General features: G+C 75.1%; 8 protein-coding genes and 1 pseudogene. 4 read left to right on the top strand and 5 right to left on the bottom strand.

Annotation, left to right across the window (positions count from 1 at the left end; genetic code table 11):
* Positions 1-94 precede the first annotated feature (94 nt).
* From KGD84_RS10410 to KGD84_RS10395, 4 genes and pseudogenes are all read right to left on the bottom strand, one after another.
* Positions 95-2218: pseudogene (locus tag KGD84_RS10410) on the bottom strand (DUF5682 family protein); the annotation flags it as partial.
* A 109-nt stretch (positions 2219-2327) separates the two neighbouring features.
* Positions 2328-3470 carry an ATP-binding protein gene (locus KGD84_RS10405; protein WP_220560062.1) on the bottom strand — a complete coding sequence of 381 codons (1143 nt, stop codon included), beginning with the start codon at positions 3468-3470 and terminating at the stop codon, positions 2328-2330.
* 94 nt (positions 3471-3564) lie between these two features.
* Positions 3565-8511: a hypothetical protein gene (locus KGD84_RS10400; RefSeq protein WP_220560060.1), complete on the bottom strand. Its 4947-nt coding sequence runs from the start codon at positions 8509-8511 to the stop codon at positions 3565-3567.
* Entirely contained in the window at positions 8508-9392 is an 885-nt protein-coding gene (locus KGD84_RS10395) for a DUF4132 domain-containing protein (protein ID WP_220560059.1), read from the bottom strand. The genes KGD84_RS10400 and KGD84_RS10395 overlap by 4 nt, the downstream gene beginning before the upstream one ends.
* A 130-nt stretch (positions 9393-9522) precedes the next feature.
* On the opposite strand from KGD84_RS10395, the gene KGD84_RS10390 reads away from it, so the two are divergent.
* On the top strand, positions 9523-10092 hold the full coding sequence (locus KGD84_RS10390; protein ID WP_220560058.1) for a DUF1203 domain-containing protein: 570 nt from the start codon (positions 9523-9525) through the stop codon (positions 10090-10092).
* Between the two features lie 97 nt (positions 10093-10189).
* Here the strand turns inward: KGD84_RS10390 and KGD84_RS10385 are convergent, their stop codons facing one another.
* Positions 10190-11152, bottom strand: coding sequence for a heme o synthase (locus tag KGD84_RS10385; RefSeq protein ID WP_220560057.1), 963 nt, complete (start codon positions 11150-11152; stop codon positions 10190-10192).
* Positions 11153-11776: 624 nt separating this feature from the next.
* On the opposite strand from KGD84_RS10385, the gene tkt reads away from it, so the two are divergent.
* The 3 genes from tkt (at position 11777) to zwf (ending at position 16705) form a co-directional block, all read left to right on the top strand.
* Positions 11777-13870 (top strand): transketolase, encoded by a 2094-nt coding sequence (gene tkt, locus KGD84_RS10380; RefSeq protein WP_220560056.1) that lies wholly within the window; start codon positions 11777-11779, stop codon positions 13868-13870.
* A 68-nt stretch (positions 13871-13938) separates the two neighbouring features.
* On the top strand, positions 13939-15045 hold the full coding sequence (gene tal, locus KGD84_RS10375; RefSeq protein WP_220560055.1) for a transaldolase: 1107 nt from the start codon (positions 13939-13941) through the stop codon (positions 15043-15045).
* 112 nt (positions 15046-15157) lie between these two features.
* Positions 15158-16705, top strand: coding sequence for a glucose-6-phosphate dehydrogenase (gene zwf, locus KGD84_RS10370; RefSeq protein ID WP_220565661.1), 1548 nt, complete (start codon positions 15158-15160; stop codon positions 16703-16705).
* Positions 16706-16722 lie beyond the last annotated feature (17 nt).

Here is a 16722-nt window from a genome sequence, read left to right as displayed (position 1 = left end):
CGGGCACGGAAAGGTCGGTGTCCACCTCGCCCAGGCGTTCGGTGACCGCGTCCAGGAAACGGCCGCGGGCCGCGGTGGACAGGGCGTCGAACCCCTCGCGCAGCGCGGGCAGGCGGGCGAGGAAGCCCGCGTCGTCCCAGCCCTCCACGCGTTCGGTGAGGGTGTCCAGCAGCGCGGGGTCGGCCTCCAGCACCGGGGCGGCCACCACCAGGGCTCCGGTGAGCCGGCGGGCCAGGGCCGTGCCGTCGGAGGCGTCGTCGGCCCACCCGGCCAGGCGGGCGGCGGTCTCGCCGGGCCCGGCGGCCTCGAGCAGGAGCAGGGCGGCCGAGGCCGCGCCCTGGGCCAGCGGACCGCCCTCGGCGAGCAGCGCCCGCAGCTGCCACAGCAGCCGGTGGGGGCCGACCGCGCCGGGCAGGGCGGCCTGGTCCTGGACCATCCGCACCACCCGCAGCAGGGACACGGCGTCGTCCCTGCCGGTGGCCCCCGCCATCCCCGGCACGGAGGCGATGGCGGCCTCGGCCAGCCGCGAGCCCAGCCGCACCAGGGACTCGGGGGCCTCGGGCAGGCCTGGGACGCGTCCGGCGGCGATCCGCTGGACGCGGTCGTGCAGGGCGACGGCGTCGGTCAGGCCGGCCCGGGGCAGCACCTCGTCGAGGATCCTGGCGCCCAGTTCGGTGACCAGGTCGGGCAGGGCGCACTCGGCGGCCCGGGTGAGCAGGTCCCCGGCGAGTCCGGGGGTGAGGTCGCCCTCGTGTTCGCGCAGCCGGGCGGCGATGCGGCCGCGGGCGGCCTGCTCCAGGGTGGTGCCGTAGCAGGCGGCCAGTTCCAGCGTGGCCTCGGTGGAGGGGGTCCAGCGGGCCTCCCAGGTGCGGCCCAGGGTCTCGCCGTCGGTGGTGGGGCCGGCGCCCCGCACCGGGTCGGCGTAGGCGACGCCCGCGGCGGACGCGCGCTGTAGGGCGATGTGCCGCTCGCGGTCCAGCGGGGAGCGCTCGGGGTCCAGGCGCAGCTCGCGCCGGTCGTCGGCGGGGCCGGGCAGGCGCAGCCGGGCGACCAGGGCTGCGACGTGCACGCCGAGCCCGGAGGCGGGGGCGTCCGGGGCCGCTCGGCCGCGGCGGAGGCCGATGAGCTCGCCGCGGGCGGCGCGGGCCAGGGCCCGGGCGCGCCCCAGCGGCTCGCCCTGGGCCAGCGCGGTGGTGAGCGCCTCGATCAGCTCCCGGCGGCCCGGCGCGGGCAGGCCGCGCAGAGCAGCGAGGTCGCGCGCCAGGCGGTAGGCGGCCGTGGTGTCGGGGACGCCGCACACGTGGCCGGCGGCGCGCAGCCGGGCGCCGATCCCCGCCAGGCGGCGGATCGCGGCCTCCTCCACCCGCCGGGGCGCACCGCCCGCCGCGTACACGTCCTGCTGCCACTCGGGGTCGCGGATGCCGGCGGGGTAGCCGGACCTGGAGTCCAGGAGGGCGAAGGTGTAGGGGATGAGGGCGCTGACGACACCGGCGGTCTGCTCCCCTGGCGCGGGGAGGGGCACCTCTCCGGGGTCGGGCAGCCCGACGGGGCTCTCCGGCACCTCCAGCGAGGCCGACGTCACGGCCGCCGGGGACGGGGAGGGGGCGCCGGGGTCCGCGGAGCCGGCGGCGAGGAGGCGGCGCAGGGCGTCCCGGGCGGGGTCGGGCAGGAGGGCCGCGGCGTGGTAGGAGCCCACGACGGCGGCCGGGCGGGCGGCGCCCACCTCCGCGATGCGGCGGCGCATCCACGCCTCGCGGGCGCGGTCGCGCGGGCCCGGGCCGCCGGGGTCGGCGGCCCGGTGGGCCCAGCCCAGGGCCAGCGCGGCCCTGCGGACCCGCTCGGGGTCGGCGCCGTAGGAGCGGGACTCCACCAGGCGGTCCCACAGTTCCTCGCCGTCGTCGACCCCGGCGGCGCGCAGCAGCGCCCCCGAGAGCCCGGTGTCGGCGCCCGGCCCCTCCCCGGGGACGGGCACCGCGACCGGCAGGTCGACGGCGTGGACCGGGACGCCGCGGTCACGGGCCCAGCGCAGGGCGGCCAGCTCCGGGGAGAAGTCCGCGAACGGGTAGAAGGCGTGCCCGCCCCCGTCGGCGGCGCCGAACACCAGGGCGACGGGCGCCTCGGTGTCCGGGTGGGCGAGCCACTCCAGCCACGGCCCGGCCTCCCAGGGCAGCTCGACGAACAGCGCGTCGGGGTCGGCGGCGTCCAGCAGCGCGGGCACCGCCGCGGCCAGCACCGGCGAGTGGTGGCGCACTCCCACCAGGAAGGGGTCGGCGCACCCGGCCAGTGCCTCCAGCACGGCCCCGGGCGCCTCGGCGGAGGTGGTCAACTCACTCCCCCAGCACGTGGCGCAGTTCGTACAGGCGGCGCCACATGCGGGCGCCGTTCTCCGCGCGGTGGCGGATGGTGGAGTCCCAGTAGGCGAGCAGCCGCCCCTGGTCCTCCGGGTCGTCCTTGCGGACGGCGCCCAGCAGGTAGCCGGGCAGCAGCGACAGCGGGTCGGTCACGCCCAGGTAGGCGCTCTGCAGCCCGAGGGAGGTGGTGACGCCGACCGCCTCCGCCGTGCTCATCACGGTGGTGGGCCGCTCCACGGGCCAGCCCTCCGCCGAGGTGCCCGAGCGCAGGTCGCGGAACGCGGTGACCAGCGCCTCCAGCACGGCGTCGTCCACGGGCAGCGAGTGCCCGTGGTGGGCCAGGGCGGCCCCGGCCCGGTCGCGCACCAGCGCCACCTCGGCGGCGGGGTCCGCGATGGGCGGCACCACCTCGAAGTTGAACCGGCGCTTGAGGGCGGCGCTCATCTCCGACACCCCGCGGTCGCGCAGGTTGGCGGTGGCGATGACGTTGAACCCGGGCCGGGCGTGGAAGGTGCCCTCGTCGCCCAGTTCGGGGACCGCCATGCGCCGGTCGGACAGGATCGACACCAGGGCGTCCTGCACCTCGGGCAGGCAGCGGGTGACCTCCTCGACCCGGGCGACGCGGCCGGTGCGCATCGCGGTGAGCACCGGGGAGGGGGCCAGCGCCTCGGGGACGGGGCCCTTGGCGAGCAGCAGCGCGTAGTTCCAGCCGTAGCGCAGGTGCTCCTCGCTGGTGCCCGCGGTGCCCTGCACGGTGAGCGCGCCGGTGCCGCAGACCGCGGCGGCCAGCAGTTCCGACAGCATGGACTTGGCGGTGCCGGGTTCACCGACCAGGAGCAGCCCGCGCTCCCCGGCCAGGGTGACGACGCAGCGTTCGACCAGGGAGCGGTCGCCGACGAACTTGGCGGGGATCTCCAGCGCGTCGGGCAGCCCCTCCACGGGTCCGGGCAGCCGCAGCCGCTCGCCGCCGCTGCCGGCGATGAAGGTCACCACGGAACGGGGCGTGAGCGCCCACCCGGGCGGGCGCGGCCCGGTGTCGTGGGCGGCCAGGAAGGCCAGTTCGCCGGCGTGGCTGCGCTCGGCGGGTTCGATCTGCACATCGGTGGCGGGCTCGGGCACCACGGGCTCCTCAAAGGTCTGCGGTTCGGGGGTCGAAGGGGAGGGGCGGAGGGCGCCCCGGCCCCGGCGGGTCGCGCCGGGGCCGGGGCGCGGCTCACAGGGCCGGCGCGTCGCCCTCACGGGTGCGCCGCCACGCCTCGGCGAAGATCTCCGGGACCGGGCGCGGGGGCAGGTGGCGGCCGGGGACCGGCCCCGACACACCGTGCTCGCCCCGGACGAGACCGTACAGCGGCGCCTTCCAGGTCTCGAAGGGCAGGTCGGCCCCCGACTTGATGTCGGTCCACGCTCCGGGCAGGAAGACCGTGCGGCCGGCGCGGGCGCGCTTGGCGGTCATGACCAGGCCGTGTTCGAGCAGCTCGGCCTGGGCCTTCTTGTGCCGGGCGGGGGTCCACCCGTTGAAGGCGCGGACCTTCTTGTCGGTGGGTTCCAGGACCGCGAGCAGCTGGAGGTACAGCCGGGCCGCGTCGTCGGACAGCCCGAGCGTCGCGGCCGCCTCGGTCAGCAGCTCCGGCGCACAGGCCGCCGGGTCGTACTCGCGTGCGCCCGCGGGCAGGGAGCCGGCGGCGATGCGCTCGGCGATCGCCGTGTACCCGGGGCTGCGCAGCAGGTCCACGATCCTGGTCTGGTTGTGGCCGTACACGGTGTACTCGCCGCCGCCGATCAGGGCCCGCAGGGTGCGGGCGTCCACCCCGTCGTCGAACCGGGCCGGGCGGAAGAACAGGTGCAGCGAGTAGTGCGACTGGACGGCGAGCACCGTTCCGTTGTCGCGGGCCTGGGCCGAGGCCCCGGCCTTCCCGGGCACCGGGCACTCCTCGCCGCCGATCCGTTCGAGCAGCCCGTCGTGGTCCTCCCCCCAGGTGGTGAACGCGCTCAGCAGCAGTTCGGGGGCGTCCAGGCGGGCGCGCACCGCCTCGAGCAGCGCGGGGACGGACTCCCGGACGGGGTCGCCCGCGGGCAGTTCGGCGTACGCCCAGGGGATCAGCAGGGCGAACTCCCGGAGCAGGTCGTGCAGCCGCGCCGCCTGCTCGGGCTCCTGGCGGAGCGCGACGTCGACGCGCCCGTACCTCTCCCCGACCTCCAGGTGACTGCTCGCGTCCTCGGTCAGGGCGGGGTGCCCGGTGGGGTCCGCCAGCAGTCGCACCGTGGTGGTGCCGACGGGGCGCCAGGGGGCGTTGAGGGCGTCCAGCACGGTCCGCGGCAGGGACGTGCGCGCGCCCCTGAGGCGGTTCCAGGCGTCCGCGAGCCGCTCGGCGGCGGCGCGCGCCCCCGCCGGGGACCACAGGCCGGCGGTCTCCTCGGGGGCGGGCAGGGCTTCGTGGTAGAGCGCGCACCACAGGTCGCGGTCGTTGCCCGCCGCGAGTTCCTCGGCGCCGATCGAGAGCTGGGCCTCGGTCAGCCCCATGGCCTTGCGCTGGTCGGCGGGCAGCCCGAGCTCGTTGAAGCGCTGGTGCAGCAGCAGGGTCGCGGCCTCCCGCGGCAGCCCGGTGCGCTCGGCCAGCACCTCGACCGCCTCCTCGTCCCAGGTCAGCGGGCCGTGTTCGGCCAGGGCCGCCAGGAACGCCGTGATCGCCGCGGCGGTGCCCCAGCCGGGGGCGGTCCGGGTGCGGTCCACCTCGCGCAGGCCCTCCGGCAGGGGGAGGGGGTCCCCGGTCCGGACCTCGGCGAACCACTGGGCGTGCTTCTCCTCCATGCCGCGGGGTCGGCCGGAGAGGTCGGGGACCAGGGCGAGGCCGACCCTGCGGCCGCCGTCGGCGCCCACCGCGACGGGGTCGCGTTCGTCCGCGGAGACCGCGGTCCCCAGGTCGAGCTCGACGGCGGGGTCGGCGAACACGGTGCCCGCCCACCGGGCGAGGAAGTCCACCAGGGCGGCGCGCTCCTCCTCGCCGGTCAGCGGTGAGGCCGCGGACCAGGCCAGCAGCCCGATCGCCCCGGGCAGCCCGGACCAGTCGATGCCGGCGGGCGGCCGCGCGGCCAGCGCCTCGGGGCCGGTCTCCCCCCGCAGGAAGCGGGAGGTGGCCTCGATGTGGCCGCGCACGTCGCCGCCCACATGCCGCAGGTTCGGCAGGAACCGGCAGAGCCCGCCGACGAGCGCTTCGGGCTCGGGACCGGAGGGGACGACCTCCCGGACCTTCCGGATCGCCTCGAGGTACCCGTCCAGGTCGCGGCGGAGCCGGACGGCGGCGACGGTCAGGCCCACGACCCCGTCGGCCACGCCCGTGTCGGGGTTCCGGTCGCCGCCGGAGAGGACGGACAGGGCCGCCTCCCGGCTGCGGGGCATCTTCTGCTCCACGGTGAACACGGTCGTCGGCGCCGGGTAGGGGTTCGCCCCGACGACCCGCCGGTTGCGGACCGGGGCCGCGGCGGTGGCACTGTGCTCGGCGGTGGCGGCGGCGACCAGGTCCTTGAGGTCGGCGCCGCGCACGGCGCGCAGGCGGGCCGAGGCCCCGGCGTCGCGCGGACCCATGAAGTACCAGTACTGCAGGGGCGGCAGGTGCGGCGTGCCCCACTTGGCGGTGCACTCGCAGGCCCCGCCGGTGTGGCAGTTCCACATCTGGCCGCCCGTGGAGTCCAGGAGGGCGATGCCGTTGTCGGAGGCCAGCATGCGGGTGTCGCCGCCGGGCGCGGTGAACAGGCCGATCGCCGCCGGGGGCCGACCCCGGCCCTCCCCGGCGGACCGGACCGTGAGCTCGCCGCCGCCGGTGGAGACGACGCGGTAGGAGCCGTCGCCCCGCACCACCGCGAACCCGGCCGCTCCCGCGGCCTCTCCCAGCGGCCCGCCGGAGACGGGCCCGGGCAGCGGCGCCAGGCTGGACAGCCCCGTCTGCAACCACTCGCCGGCCCCGAGCCGCAGGTCCTCCAGGAAGGACGGCAGGCTGACGCGCCCCCGGGCCCCGGTGGCGGGGTCGACCTCGACCAGCCCGTCCCCGAGCTCCCGCTCGGCCCAGTAGGTCCGGCCGTCGGAGAGCACGTGCCGGTCCCGGGGGCCGTCGGGGTCCCCGGCGCGCAGCGCGCGCTCGCCGTTCATGCGGGCGCCGTCCGCGGTCAGCTGGGCGGCGCTGGGCAGGGTGTAGCGCCACCCGTTGCCGCGGGACACCGAGGTGTGGCTGTTGACCACCGACGAGTAGTCGAAGGAGAGCCGTTCACCGGGGGCGTCGGACCAGTAGCCGTACCGGTCGTGGTTCTGCGAGTACGCGACCAGGAACCGGTCCTGGACGTAGAACGCGATGGGCTCGTGCGCGCCCTTGGGCAGGTCCAGGACGTGCTCGGCGACACGGCCCTGTGGTCCCACCGCGATGGTCCGCTCCTGCGAGGTGAGCGTGTAGTACGGCCAGCTGGCGGTCCCCGCCAGCCGGGCGCCCCCGCCCGCCTGGGCGCCCAGTTCGAGGGCGGCCTCCTCCAGTGCGGGCCAGGCGTACTCGTCGATGATCCCCGCGTTGAGGGTGTCGGCCAGCAGGTCGGCGACGTCGAGGGAGGCGAGCCGGTCCAGGTGTTCGGGGAAGGCCCGGAACACCCCGCCCTCGCACTCGTTGCGCAGGCTCTGGAGGCCCTCCTCCACCTGGAGGAGCCCGCCGCCCAGCGCTCCGGTGAGGACGTCCAGCCGCTTCCCGATGTAGGGGTGCAGGTACTCGTAGGGCAGGAGGTCCTCCAGCACCCGGCGGCCGCCGTGCCCCCGGGCGTACCCGCCGCTGTAGGCGGCGACGGCCCGGCCCACCAGCGGCTCCCAGGCGGGGTCCGCCCGCAGGAAGCGCAGGTCGCGGCGGGGGCCGCCGCGCGGGTGGTCGACCCAGGTCTCCAGGTCCAGGCCGCGCTGGTCGGTGTCCGCGGTGACCGGGACGCCCAGCTCCAGGCACAGGTCGAGCAGGTCGGCGGGGATGTTCCCCGCGTAGTACCCGGCGGTGCGGGTGAGGTCGACGGGGGTCCCGTCGGCGCGCAGCCGGTCGGCGATGCGGGCGGTCAGGTCCAGGAACCCGGCGGGCAGCGACCAGCGCCAGCCGCGGGTGTGGGAGATCATGCGGCTCAGCCATCCGGCGGCACCGCCGGGCACGGCCTGGGCCGGGTCGGCGAGCAGGTCCACGGAGCCGGCGTCGGACAGCAGCTCCAGCCACCAGGCGTGGAAGCCGGTGTCGTCGTAGCCGCTGGAGTCGACGAACATGCCCAGTAGGGCGCGGGCCACCTCGGCGTCATCCCGGCCCAGGGCCGCCAGGGTGGCGCGGGCGGACTTCCAGAACCCCTCGGGGGCGGAGGAGGTGGCGGGCACGGCCAGCAGCTCCCGCAGCAGCTCCCGCTCCTGCTCCACCTGGTCGATCCCGGCGGCCTTGGCCAGGGAGCGCATCTGCTTGAGCAGGCCGGTCCACGGCGGCAGCCCGCCCAGGGTGCGGCGCACGGCCAGCTCGCGGAACTCGGTGTAGGCCCGGTCGGCGGTGTACCGGCCGGACAGCTCGGCGGCGTGGGCGGTCAGGGCCTTGACGGTGAGGGCCCCGGCGAACGCGAACTCCAGGAACGACTCGCGCCGGGTGGCCTCGTCCACGGGCAGGCTGTACACCTGCTCGGCCTCACGGGCCCGGCCGAACATGACGGCGGCGGTGCGGGCGTTCCCCGCGGCCAGGAAAGCCCTCCCGGCCTGCTCCCAGTAGGCGGGCAGGTGCGGGATGGGCACCTCGGCGGCGATGCGCGCGAACTCGTCGGCGGCGGGGCCGGGCCGGGTCCCGGCCAGCCGGGCGGCCTTCTCCATCGGGCGGACCAGGGCCAGCGCCTGCGCCCGCCGGTCGGGGTCGTGGATGAGCGCCCACTCGGGGTAGCCCAGGCCGCGCGGGCGGGTCAGGGCCAGGGGCTCGGAGTGCCCGCCGTCGGCGAACCCGAGGAAGTCCATGGCGGAGTCCTCGGCGGGGGCCAGGGCGTCGGGCACCAGGCGCACGACCGCGCGGTCGCCCAGGGCGGTGTGGGTGTACACCCGGGCGGAGACGGTGTCGGTGTGTCCGTCGACGGCGGCGTCCAGGGGGGCCAGGGCGGCGTCGAGGAGGGCTTCACTGGGGGTGGTCACTTCTTCTCCTCCTCGGTGTTCTTGCGGCCGGCGTGGACGAGCTCGGCCATCCGCACGCCCTCGGACCAGGCGACGGGGCCGATCTCGGTGAGCTTCAGGACGCGCTCGTCGTCGTCCACCCACACCAGGGGGCCGGTCTCGGTCTCCCAGTCGGGGGCGTCGGAGCCGATCCAGTACCGGGCCTGCACCGGCCGCCCGCCCTCGACGACGCGGCAGGTGGTGTAGCCGCCGCGGACGGGGAAGCCGTGGCGCTGGGCCAGGCCGGCGGCGTGGCGGAGCTGCTCGAACCGCCCGCCCGCGTAGTCGTCCACCCGGGTCGCGTCGGCGTCGAGGGTGTCGGGGAGGCGGTGGATCTGGCGGGTGAGCTGGGGCAGCCGCTGGGTGATGCCCAGTTCCAGGGCGAACTCGCGCACGTCGTCCAGGTCCTCGATGAGGACGGGGTGCAGCGGGACGACCCGGTCGGCGTCCAGCCAGGTGCTCTCAGCGTCCAGGTCGAGCACGCCGATGCGCCCCCGGTCGTCGACGCCGCGCAGGAACCCGCCCTCGCCGCCGCCCTCGGGGGCGACGAACAGGTCGGAGAGCAGGCCCTGCCAGGAGGGGTCGGCCCATACCCGTGACAGCACGGCGGCCGGGACGGGGAGGGAGCCCAGCAGCCAGGACTCGACGCGGGCCGCGCAGTCGCGCTCGTGGCGCTCCAGCCACAGCAGCACGTCGGACAGGCGCTGGGCCTGCTCGGACTCGCGCACCTTCTTGGGGACCGTCTTGAGCCGTGTGCCCTTGGCGTTGCGGCAGGCGAGGGCCGTGCCCTCGATGGCCAGGGAGTAACCGTCGGGACCCTCGGTCCAGATCGGCTCCGTGACGTGTGGGGAAGTCGTGGACATGCCTGAGGTTATAGCGGGCTCCTGTGACAGGAGTACGGCCTCCGGGGGAACCCTCGCGGATGGCGGCCCGCCCGAATGAGATGTCCGATGACCGCCGGTGCCCGGGCCGCGGACGGGGGATGCTCCACCCATGACCACGATGAACGCGACTGTCCCGACCGTCCCGGTGGCCGCGCCGCCGAAGGCCCGGACCACCCGGACGACCCCGTCATTCGAGATCCGGGCGATCGCGCCCGGCGTCCTGGAGCGGCTGCGCGTCGGCGACGACGCCGGCCGTGTCCGGGAGATCTTCGCCGACCCCGAGGGCGGCGCCCCGTTGCGCTGCTGCCTGCGCCGCAGCCGGGCCGGGGAGCGCATCATGCTCGTCTCCTACGCGCCGCTGCGGGCCTGGGCCCTGGAGCGGGGCGTGGACCCCGGCGCCTATGACGAGGTCGGGCCGGTCTTCGTCCACGGGGACCCGTGCGGCGGGCCGGAAGGCGGCGGCTACCCGGTGGGGCTGCACGGGTCCCCCCGGGTGCTGCGCGCCTACGACGCCCGGGGGCGCATCCGCGGGGGCGTCACGGTGGAACTGCCCGTCGAGCGGGCCGGGGAGGTCGACGGGCTGCTGGCGGAGGTGTTCGCCGACCCCGGGGTGGCCCTGGTCCACGTGCGCGCGGTGGTGTTCGGCTGCTTCCTCGCCGAGGCGCGCCCGCTCCGCTGAGGCCCCCGCCTCCCGGGGAGCCCCGGAGGCCGCCGGAAAGGCGACGGCGGCGGCGCCCCGGGAGGGCGCCGCCGCCGCGGAGGTGCTCACCGGCCGGTCAGGCCAGCAGCCCGGCGATCAGCGGGTCCACCGTCACGGCCGCGAACAGCAGCGCCAGGTAGGCGTTGGAGAGGTGGAAGAAGCCCATGGTCTTGAGCTTGGCCCCGCTCACCCCGGCGCGGGAGCGCTGGAGCAGGCGGTGGGCCTGGAAGACCAGCAGCAGGCCGAGCACGGTCGCCACGGCCCCGTAGAACCAGGTGGTCCCGGCCACCGGCCAGAAGACCAGCGACACGATCACGGTGGCCCAGCTGTACAGGACGCACTCCAGCAGCACCCGGCGGTCGCCCGCGACCACCGGCAGCATCGGGACCTTGGCCTGCGCGTAGTCCTCCCGGTAGCGCATGGCCAGCGTCCAGGTGTGCGGCGGCGTCCAGAAGAACACCACCAGGAAGAGCACGAACGGCGCCCAGTCCAGGCTGTTGGTGACGGCCGACCAGCCGATCAGGACCGGCATGCACCCGGCGATGCCGCCCCACACCACGTTCTGCGCGGTGCGGCGCTTGAGCAGCAGGGTGTACACGAAGATGTAGAACAGGATCGCGAAGACCGACAGGGCCGCCGACAGCAGGTTCACCAGCAGGGCGAAGCCCGCGGTGGAGCCGACCGCCAGGACCAGGCCGTACACGAGGGCGCCGCGCGGGGTCACCACGGCCATCGCCCCGGGGCGCTGGCGGGTGCGACGCATCTCACGGTCGATGTCGCGGTCGATGTAGCAGTTCATCGCGTTGGCGCTGGCCGCCGACATGGTGCCGAACAGCAGCGTGTACACGGCGGTCCACAGCGGGGGGACGCCGCCGGCGGCGACGAACATCACCGGGATCGTCGTGATGAGCAGGAGCTCGATGACGCGGGGTTTGGAGAGCGCCACGTAGGCGCGCACGTACTCGCCGAAGGAGGCCTTGCGGGGGGCCTCCGGTGCGGCGTCGGACGTGGTGCGGGGCGCGGGGTCAGCGAGGGCCATGGGTCACCGCGTCCTCACGGCCGGACGGCTCGCTCGCGTTCCCACGGGGGGCACCGGCTCGGTTTCAGACACGCGGATACCTCGACAACTCTTAGGGTCTTCGACACTGCTCGCCACGCGGGGTCGGGCGGACCGACGAAAGCGTCAGGATCGGCGGAAACCCCGTCAACGACATACTGTAGTACTTGTTCGCAGAGCCCGATGACCAGCCCCCTCGGATGCGAAAGTCCCAGGTCCTTCGGCCCCTCACTGCGCTCCGCGGCGGCGCCGGGTGACAGCAGGGTCGCACACGCCCCCGCGCCCCGCCACTCGCCACGCGCCCCTCCCCCGCCGTCCCACCGGCCGCGATGTGCGGTGTCGGGCAACGACATCCCCGGTTACGGGCGATAGGCTCGAAGTCGGCCGAACCGGTCAGCGGCCCCGCACGCCCCGGCGCATCCCGCCGGGACCCCGGATCCGCCGTCCGGCGGCCGCGCACAATCGCACGTCACCCCCGCGCTCCCCCTGACGCCCCGCTCCGGCGGGGGCCGTCGGGAATGCCCGGCGACGGTGCCGGCGACCGATGCGACACCGACCGCACGCCCGCGCCCGAGGGACGTGCCCGAGAAGGAGAAACGAGAGTCCGTGAACGCCCACACCCCGCAGGCCCTGGAGTGGTCGGACCTCGACCGCCGCGCCGTCGACACGGTCCGCGCCCTGGCGATGGACGCCGTAGAGAAGTCGGGTAACGGACACCCCGGCACCGCGATGAGCCTGGCCCCGGCCGCCTACCTGCTGTTCCAGAAGGTCATGCGGCACGACCCGGCCGCCCCCGAGTGGGTGGGCCGCGACCGCTTCGTGCTCTCCGCCGGCCACTCCAGCCTGACCCTGTACATCCAGCTCTACCTGGCCGGCTACGGCCTGGGCCTGGACGACCTCCGGTCGCTGCGCCAGTGGGACAGCCTCACGCCGGGGCACCCCGAGTTCGGCCACACCCCCGGCGTGGAGACCACCACCGGCCCCCTCGGCCAGGGCGTCGGCAACGCCGTCGGCATGGCCATGGCGACCCGCCGCGAGCGCGGCCTGTTCAACCCCGAGGCCGGTCCCGGCACCAGCCCCTTCGACCACCACGTCTACGCCATCTGCTCCGACGGCGACGTGCAGGAGGGCGTGAGCCACGAGGCCAGCGCCCTGGCCGGCACCCAGAAGCTGGGCAACCTCACCCTGATCTGGGACGACAACCGGATCTCCATCGAGGACGACACCCGCGTCGCCCACACCGAGGACGTGGCCGAGCGCTACCGCGCCTACGGCTGGCACGTCGAGGAGGTCGACTGGACCGCCACCGGGGAGTACGTCGAGGACGTGCCGGCCCTGTTCGAGGCGATCCGGCGGGGCAACGCCGAAACCGAGCGCCCGACCTTCATCCGCCTGCGGACCGTCATCGGCTGGCCCGCGCCCAACAAGCAGAACACCGGCGCGATCCACGGCGCGGCCATGGGCTCCGACGAGATCAGTGCCACCAAGGAGATCCTCGGCCTGACCGACGAGCCGTTCCACGTCGACGAGGCCGTCATCGAGCACACCCGCAAGGCTCTGGACCGGGGCCGCACCGCCCGCACCGAGTGGGAGGGCCACTTCCAGGCCTGGCGGCGCGGCGCGGGCGAGCGCGGCGAGCTCTTCGACCGGCTCCAGTCCGGCAAGCTGCCGGAGGGCTGGGAGGAGTCCCTGCCGACCTGGGAGCCCAGCGAGAAGGGCGTGGCCACCCGCAGCGCCAGCGGCGCGGTCCTGAGCGCGGTCGCCCCGGTGCTGCCCGAGCTGTGGGGCGGCTCCGCCGACCTGGCCGGGTCCAACAACACCACGCCCAAGGGCGAGCCCTCGTTCCTGCCCTTCGACCGGTCCAGCAGCATGTTCCCGGGCAACCCGTACGGCCGGGTGCTGCACTTCGGCGTCCGCGAGCACGGCATGGGCTCGATCCTCAACGGCATCGCCCTGCACGGCCCGACCCGCCCCTACGGCGGCACCTTCCTGGTGTTCAGCGACTACATGCGCCCGTCGGTGCGCCTGGCCGCGCTCATGAAGCTGCCGGTCACCTACGTGTGGACGCACGACTCCATCGGCCTGGGCGAGGACGGCCCCACCCACCAGCCGGTCGAGCACCTGTGGTCGCTGCGCGCCATCCCGGGCCTGGACGTGGTCCGCCCGGCCGACGCCAACGAGACCGCCGTGGTCTGGCGCCGCATCCTGGAGACCTCCGACCGCCCGGCGGGCCTGGCACTGACCCGCCAGAACGTGCCGGTGCTGGACCGCTCCGAGTACGCCCCGGCCGAGGGCGCCGCCAAGGGCGGCTACATCCTCGCCGAGGCCACCGGCGGCACCCCCGCTGCGATCATCATCGCCACCGGCAGCGAGGTGCAGCTGGCCCTGGCCGCCCGCACCGAGCTGGAGGCCGACGGCACCCCCACCCGCGTGGTGTCGATGCCGTGCGTGGAGTGGTTCGAGGAGCAGAGCGAGGAGTACCGCGAGGAGGTCCTGCCGTCCTCGGTGCGCACCCGCGTGTCCGTGGAGGCCGGGATCGCCCTGGGCTGGCGCGCCTACGTCGGCGACGCGGGCGAGTCGGTGTCCCTGGAACACTTCGGGGCCTCCGCGCCTTACCAGACTCTGTACGAGAAGTTCGGCATCACCGCCGAGGCCGTCGTCGCCGCTGTCCGTACCAGCGCCGCCAAGGCCGGACGCTGACGTCGCGGGCCCCGCCGGAACCGTCCGGCGGGGCCCGCACTCCCCGCGAGAGGAAAGGCGCACACACCATGAGCAAGCCGCTTGAGGCCCTGGCCGACGCGGGCGTTTCCGTGTGGCTGGACGACATCAGCCGCGAACGCCTGCGCACCGGGAACCTGGCCTCCCTGATGTCCACGCACAACGTGACCGGGGTCACCTCCAACCCGACCATCTTCGACAAGGCCCTCGCCGAGGGCGACGCCTACGACGAGCAGGTGGCCGAACTGGCCCGCCGCGGCGTGGCCGTGGACGAGGCCGTCCGCCTCCTGACCGCCTACGACATCCGCTGGGCCGCCGACACCCTGCGCCCCGTCTACGACGCCACCGACCGCGTCGACGGCCGGGTCTCCCTGGAGGTCGACCCGCGCCTGGCCCGCGACACCGAGCGCACGGTCGCCGAGGCCAAGGCCCTGTGGTGGCTGGTGGACCGGCCCAACCTGATGATCAAGATCCCGGCGACCGCCGAGGGCCTGCCCGCCATCACCCGCGTGCTGGGGCTGGGCATCAGCGTCAACGTCACGCTGATCTTCTCCCTGGCCCGCTACCGCCAGGTGATGGACGCCTTCCTGGAGGGCCTGGAGCTGGCCAGGGACAACGGCCACGACCTGACCCGTATCCAGTCGGTGGCCTCCTTCTTCGTCAGCCGGGTGGACAGCGAGGTCGACAAGCGCCTCAAGGCCATCGGCACCGACGAGGCCGAGGCGCTGCTGGGCAGGGCCGCGATCGCCAACGCCCGGCTGGCCTACCAGGCCTACGAGGAGGTCTTCTCCAGCGCCGAGTGGAAGGCCCTGGAGGCGCTGGGCGCCACTCCGCAGCGACCGCTGTGGGCGTCCACCGGCGTCAAGGACCCCGCCTACCCGGACACCGCCTACGTCACCGAACTGGTGGCGCGCGGCACCGTCAACACGATGCCGCAGGCGACCCTGGACGCGACCGCCGACCACGCCGACGTCACCGGCAACACGGTGCTGGGCACCTACGACCGCGCCCGCGCCGACTTCGCCGCCCTGGAGGACGCCGGTGTGAACCTCACCGAGGTGTTCGGCCTCCTGGAGGAGGAGGGCGTGACCAAGTTCATCGACTCCTGGAAGAGCCTTCTGGAGGGGCTCTCCGCCAAGCTGGAGTCGGCCGCCTGACCCGTACGGCCACGGCATCCCGCCCGCGCCCCGAGCCGGGGCGCGGGCGGTACGCGTCACAACCCGCCGGCCACTCTCGACAGGAAGAGCGAGAACCGTGAAAGAACCGGTGATGCCGGGAGCGGTGCCCAACCCGCTCCGCAGCGTCCTCGACCGAAGACTGCCGCGCATCGCCGGGCCCAGCGTCCTGGTGCTGTTCGGCGTCACGGGCGACCTGGCCCGCAAGAAACTCCTTCCCGCCATCTACGACCTCGCCAACCGCGGGATGCTGCCGCCGGGCTTCGGCCTGGTCGGCTTCGCCCGCCGCGACTGGGAGCACCAGGACTTCGCCGTGCAGGCCTACGAGGCGGTGCGCGAGCACGCGCGCACCCCGTTCCGCGAGGACGTATGGCGCCAGCTGAGCGAGGGCGTCCGGTTCGTCCAGGGCGAACTGGACGACGACGACGCCTTCGACCGGCTCGCCGACACCGTCCGCGAGCTGGACGCCGCCCGCGGCACCGGCGGCAACTACGCGTTCTACCTGTCCCTGCCGCCCAAGCTGTTCCCGACCGTGGTCAAGCAGCTCAAGCGGTCGGGGCTGGCCGAGCCCCCCGAGGCCGGCCCGGAGGGGGTGCGCCCCTGGCGCCGGGTGGTCATCGAGAAGCCGTTCGGCCACGACCTGCACAGCGCCCAGGAGCTCAACGCGGTGGTGGACGACGTGTTCCCGCCGTCGTCGGTGTTCCGCATCGACCACTACCTGGGCAAGGAGACCGTCCAGAACATCCTGGCGCTGCGGTTCGCCAACACCCTGTTCGAGCCCCTGTGGAACCGCGGGTACGTCGACCACGTGCAGATCACCATGGCCGAGGACATCGGCGTGGGCGGCCGCGCGGGCTACTACGACGGCATCGGCGCGGCGCGCGACGTCATCCAGAACCACCTGCTCCAGCTGCTGGCGCTGGTGGCGATGGAGGAGCCCATCTCCTACGACGCCGACGCCATCCGCAACGAGAAGGAGAAGGTGCTGGCGGCGGTGTCGCTGCCCGAGGACCTGGAGACCGGGACCGCGCGCGGCCAGTACGCGACCGGCTGGCAGGGCGGCGCGGCGGTGCGCGGCTACCTGGAGGAGGACGGCATCCCCGCCGACTCCGTCACCGAGACCTACGCGGCGCTGAAGCTGGCCGTCAACACCCGCCGCTGGGCGGGGGTGCCGTTCTACCTGCGCACCGGCAAGCGGCTCGGGCGCCGGGTCACGGAGGTGGCCCTGGTGTTCCAGGCCGCGCCCCAGCAGCTGTTCCCGCGCAGCGACATCAGCGAGCTGGGGCAGAACGCCCTGGTGCTGCGCATCCAGCCCGACGAGGGCGTGACGCTGCGCTTCGGGTCCAAGGTGCCCGGCGCCAGCATGGAGGTGCGCGACGTCAGCATGGACTTCGCGTACGGCCAGTCGTTCACCGAGGCCAGCCCGGAGGCGTACGAGCGGCTCATCCTGGACGTGCTCATCGGCGACCCGCCGCTGTTCCCGCGCCAGGAGGAGGTGGAGCTGTCCTGGCGGATCCTCGACCCCGTCGAGGAGTTCTGGGCCAAGGAGGGCCGCCCCGAGCAGTACGGGTCGGGCACCTGGGGCCCGGAGTCGGCCGAGCTCCTCCTCGCCCGCGACGGCCGCCAGTGGCGGCGTCCGTGACCGGCAACGACCACGTC

The organism is Nocardiopsis changdeensis (assembly GCF_018316655.1).
In the GTDB taxonomy this organism is placed as follows: Bacteria; Actinomycetota; Actinomycetes; order Streptosporangiales; family Streptosporangiaceae; genus Nocardiopsis; species Nocardiopsis changdeensis.
The sequence above is the reverse complement of the archived record's forward strand: the minus strand, read 5'-3'. Positions and strand labels throughout refer to the sequence as shown.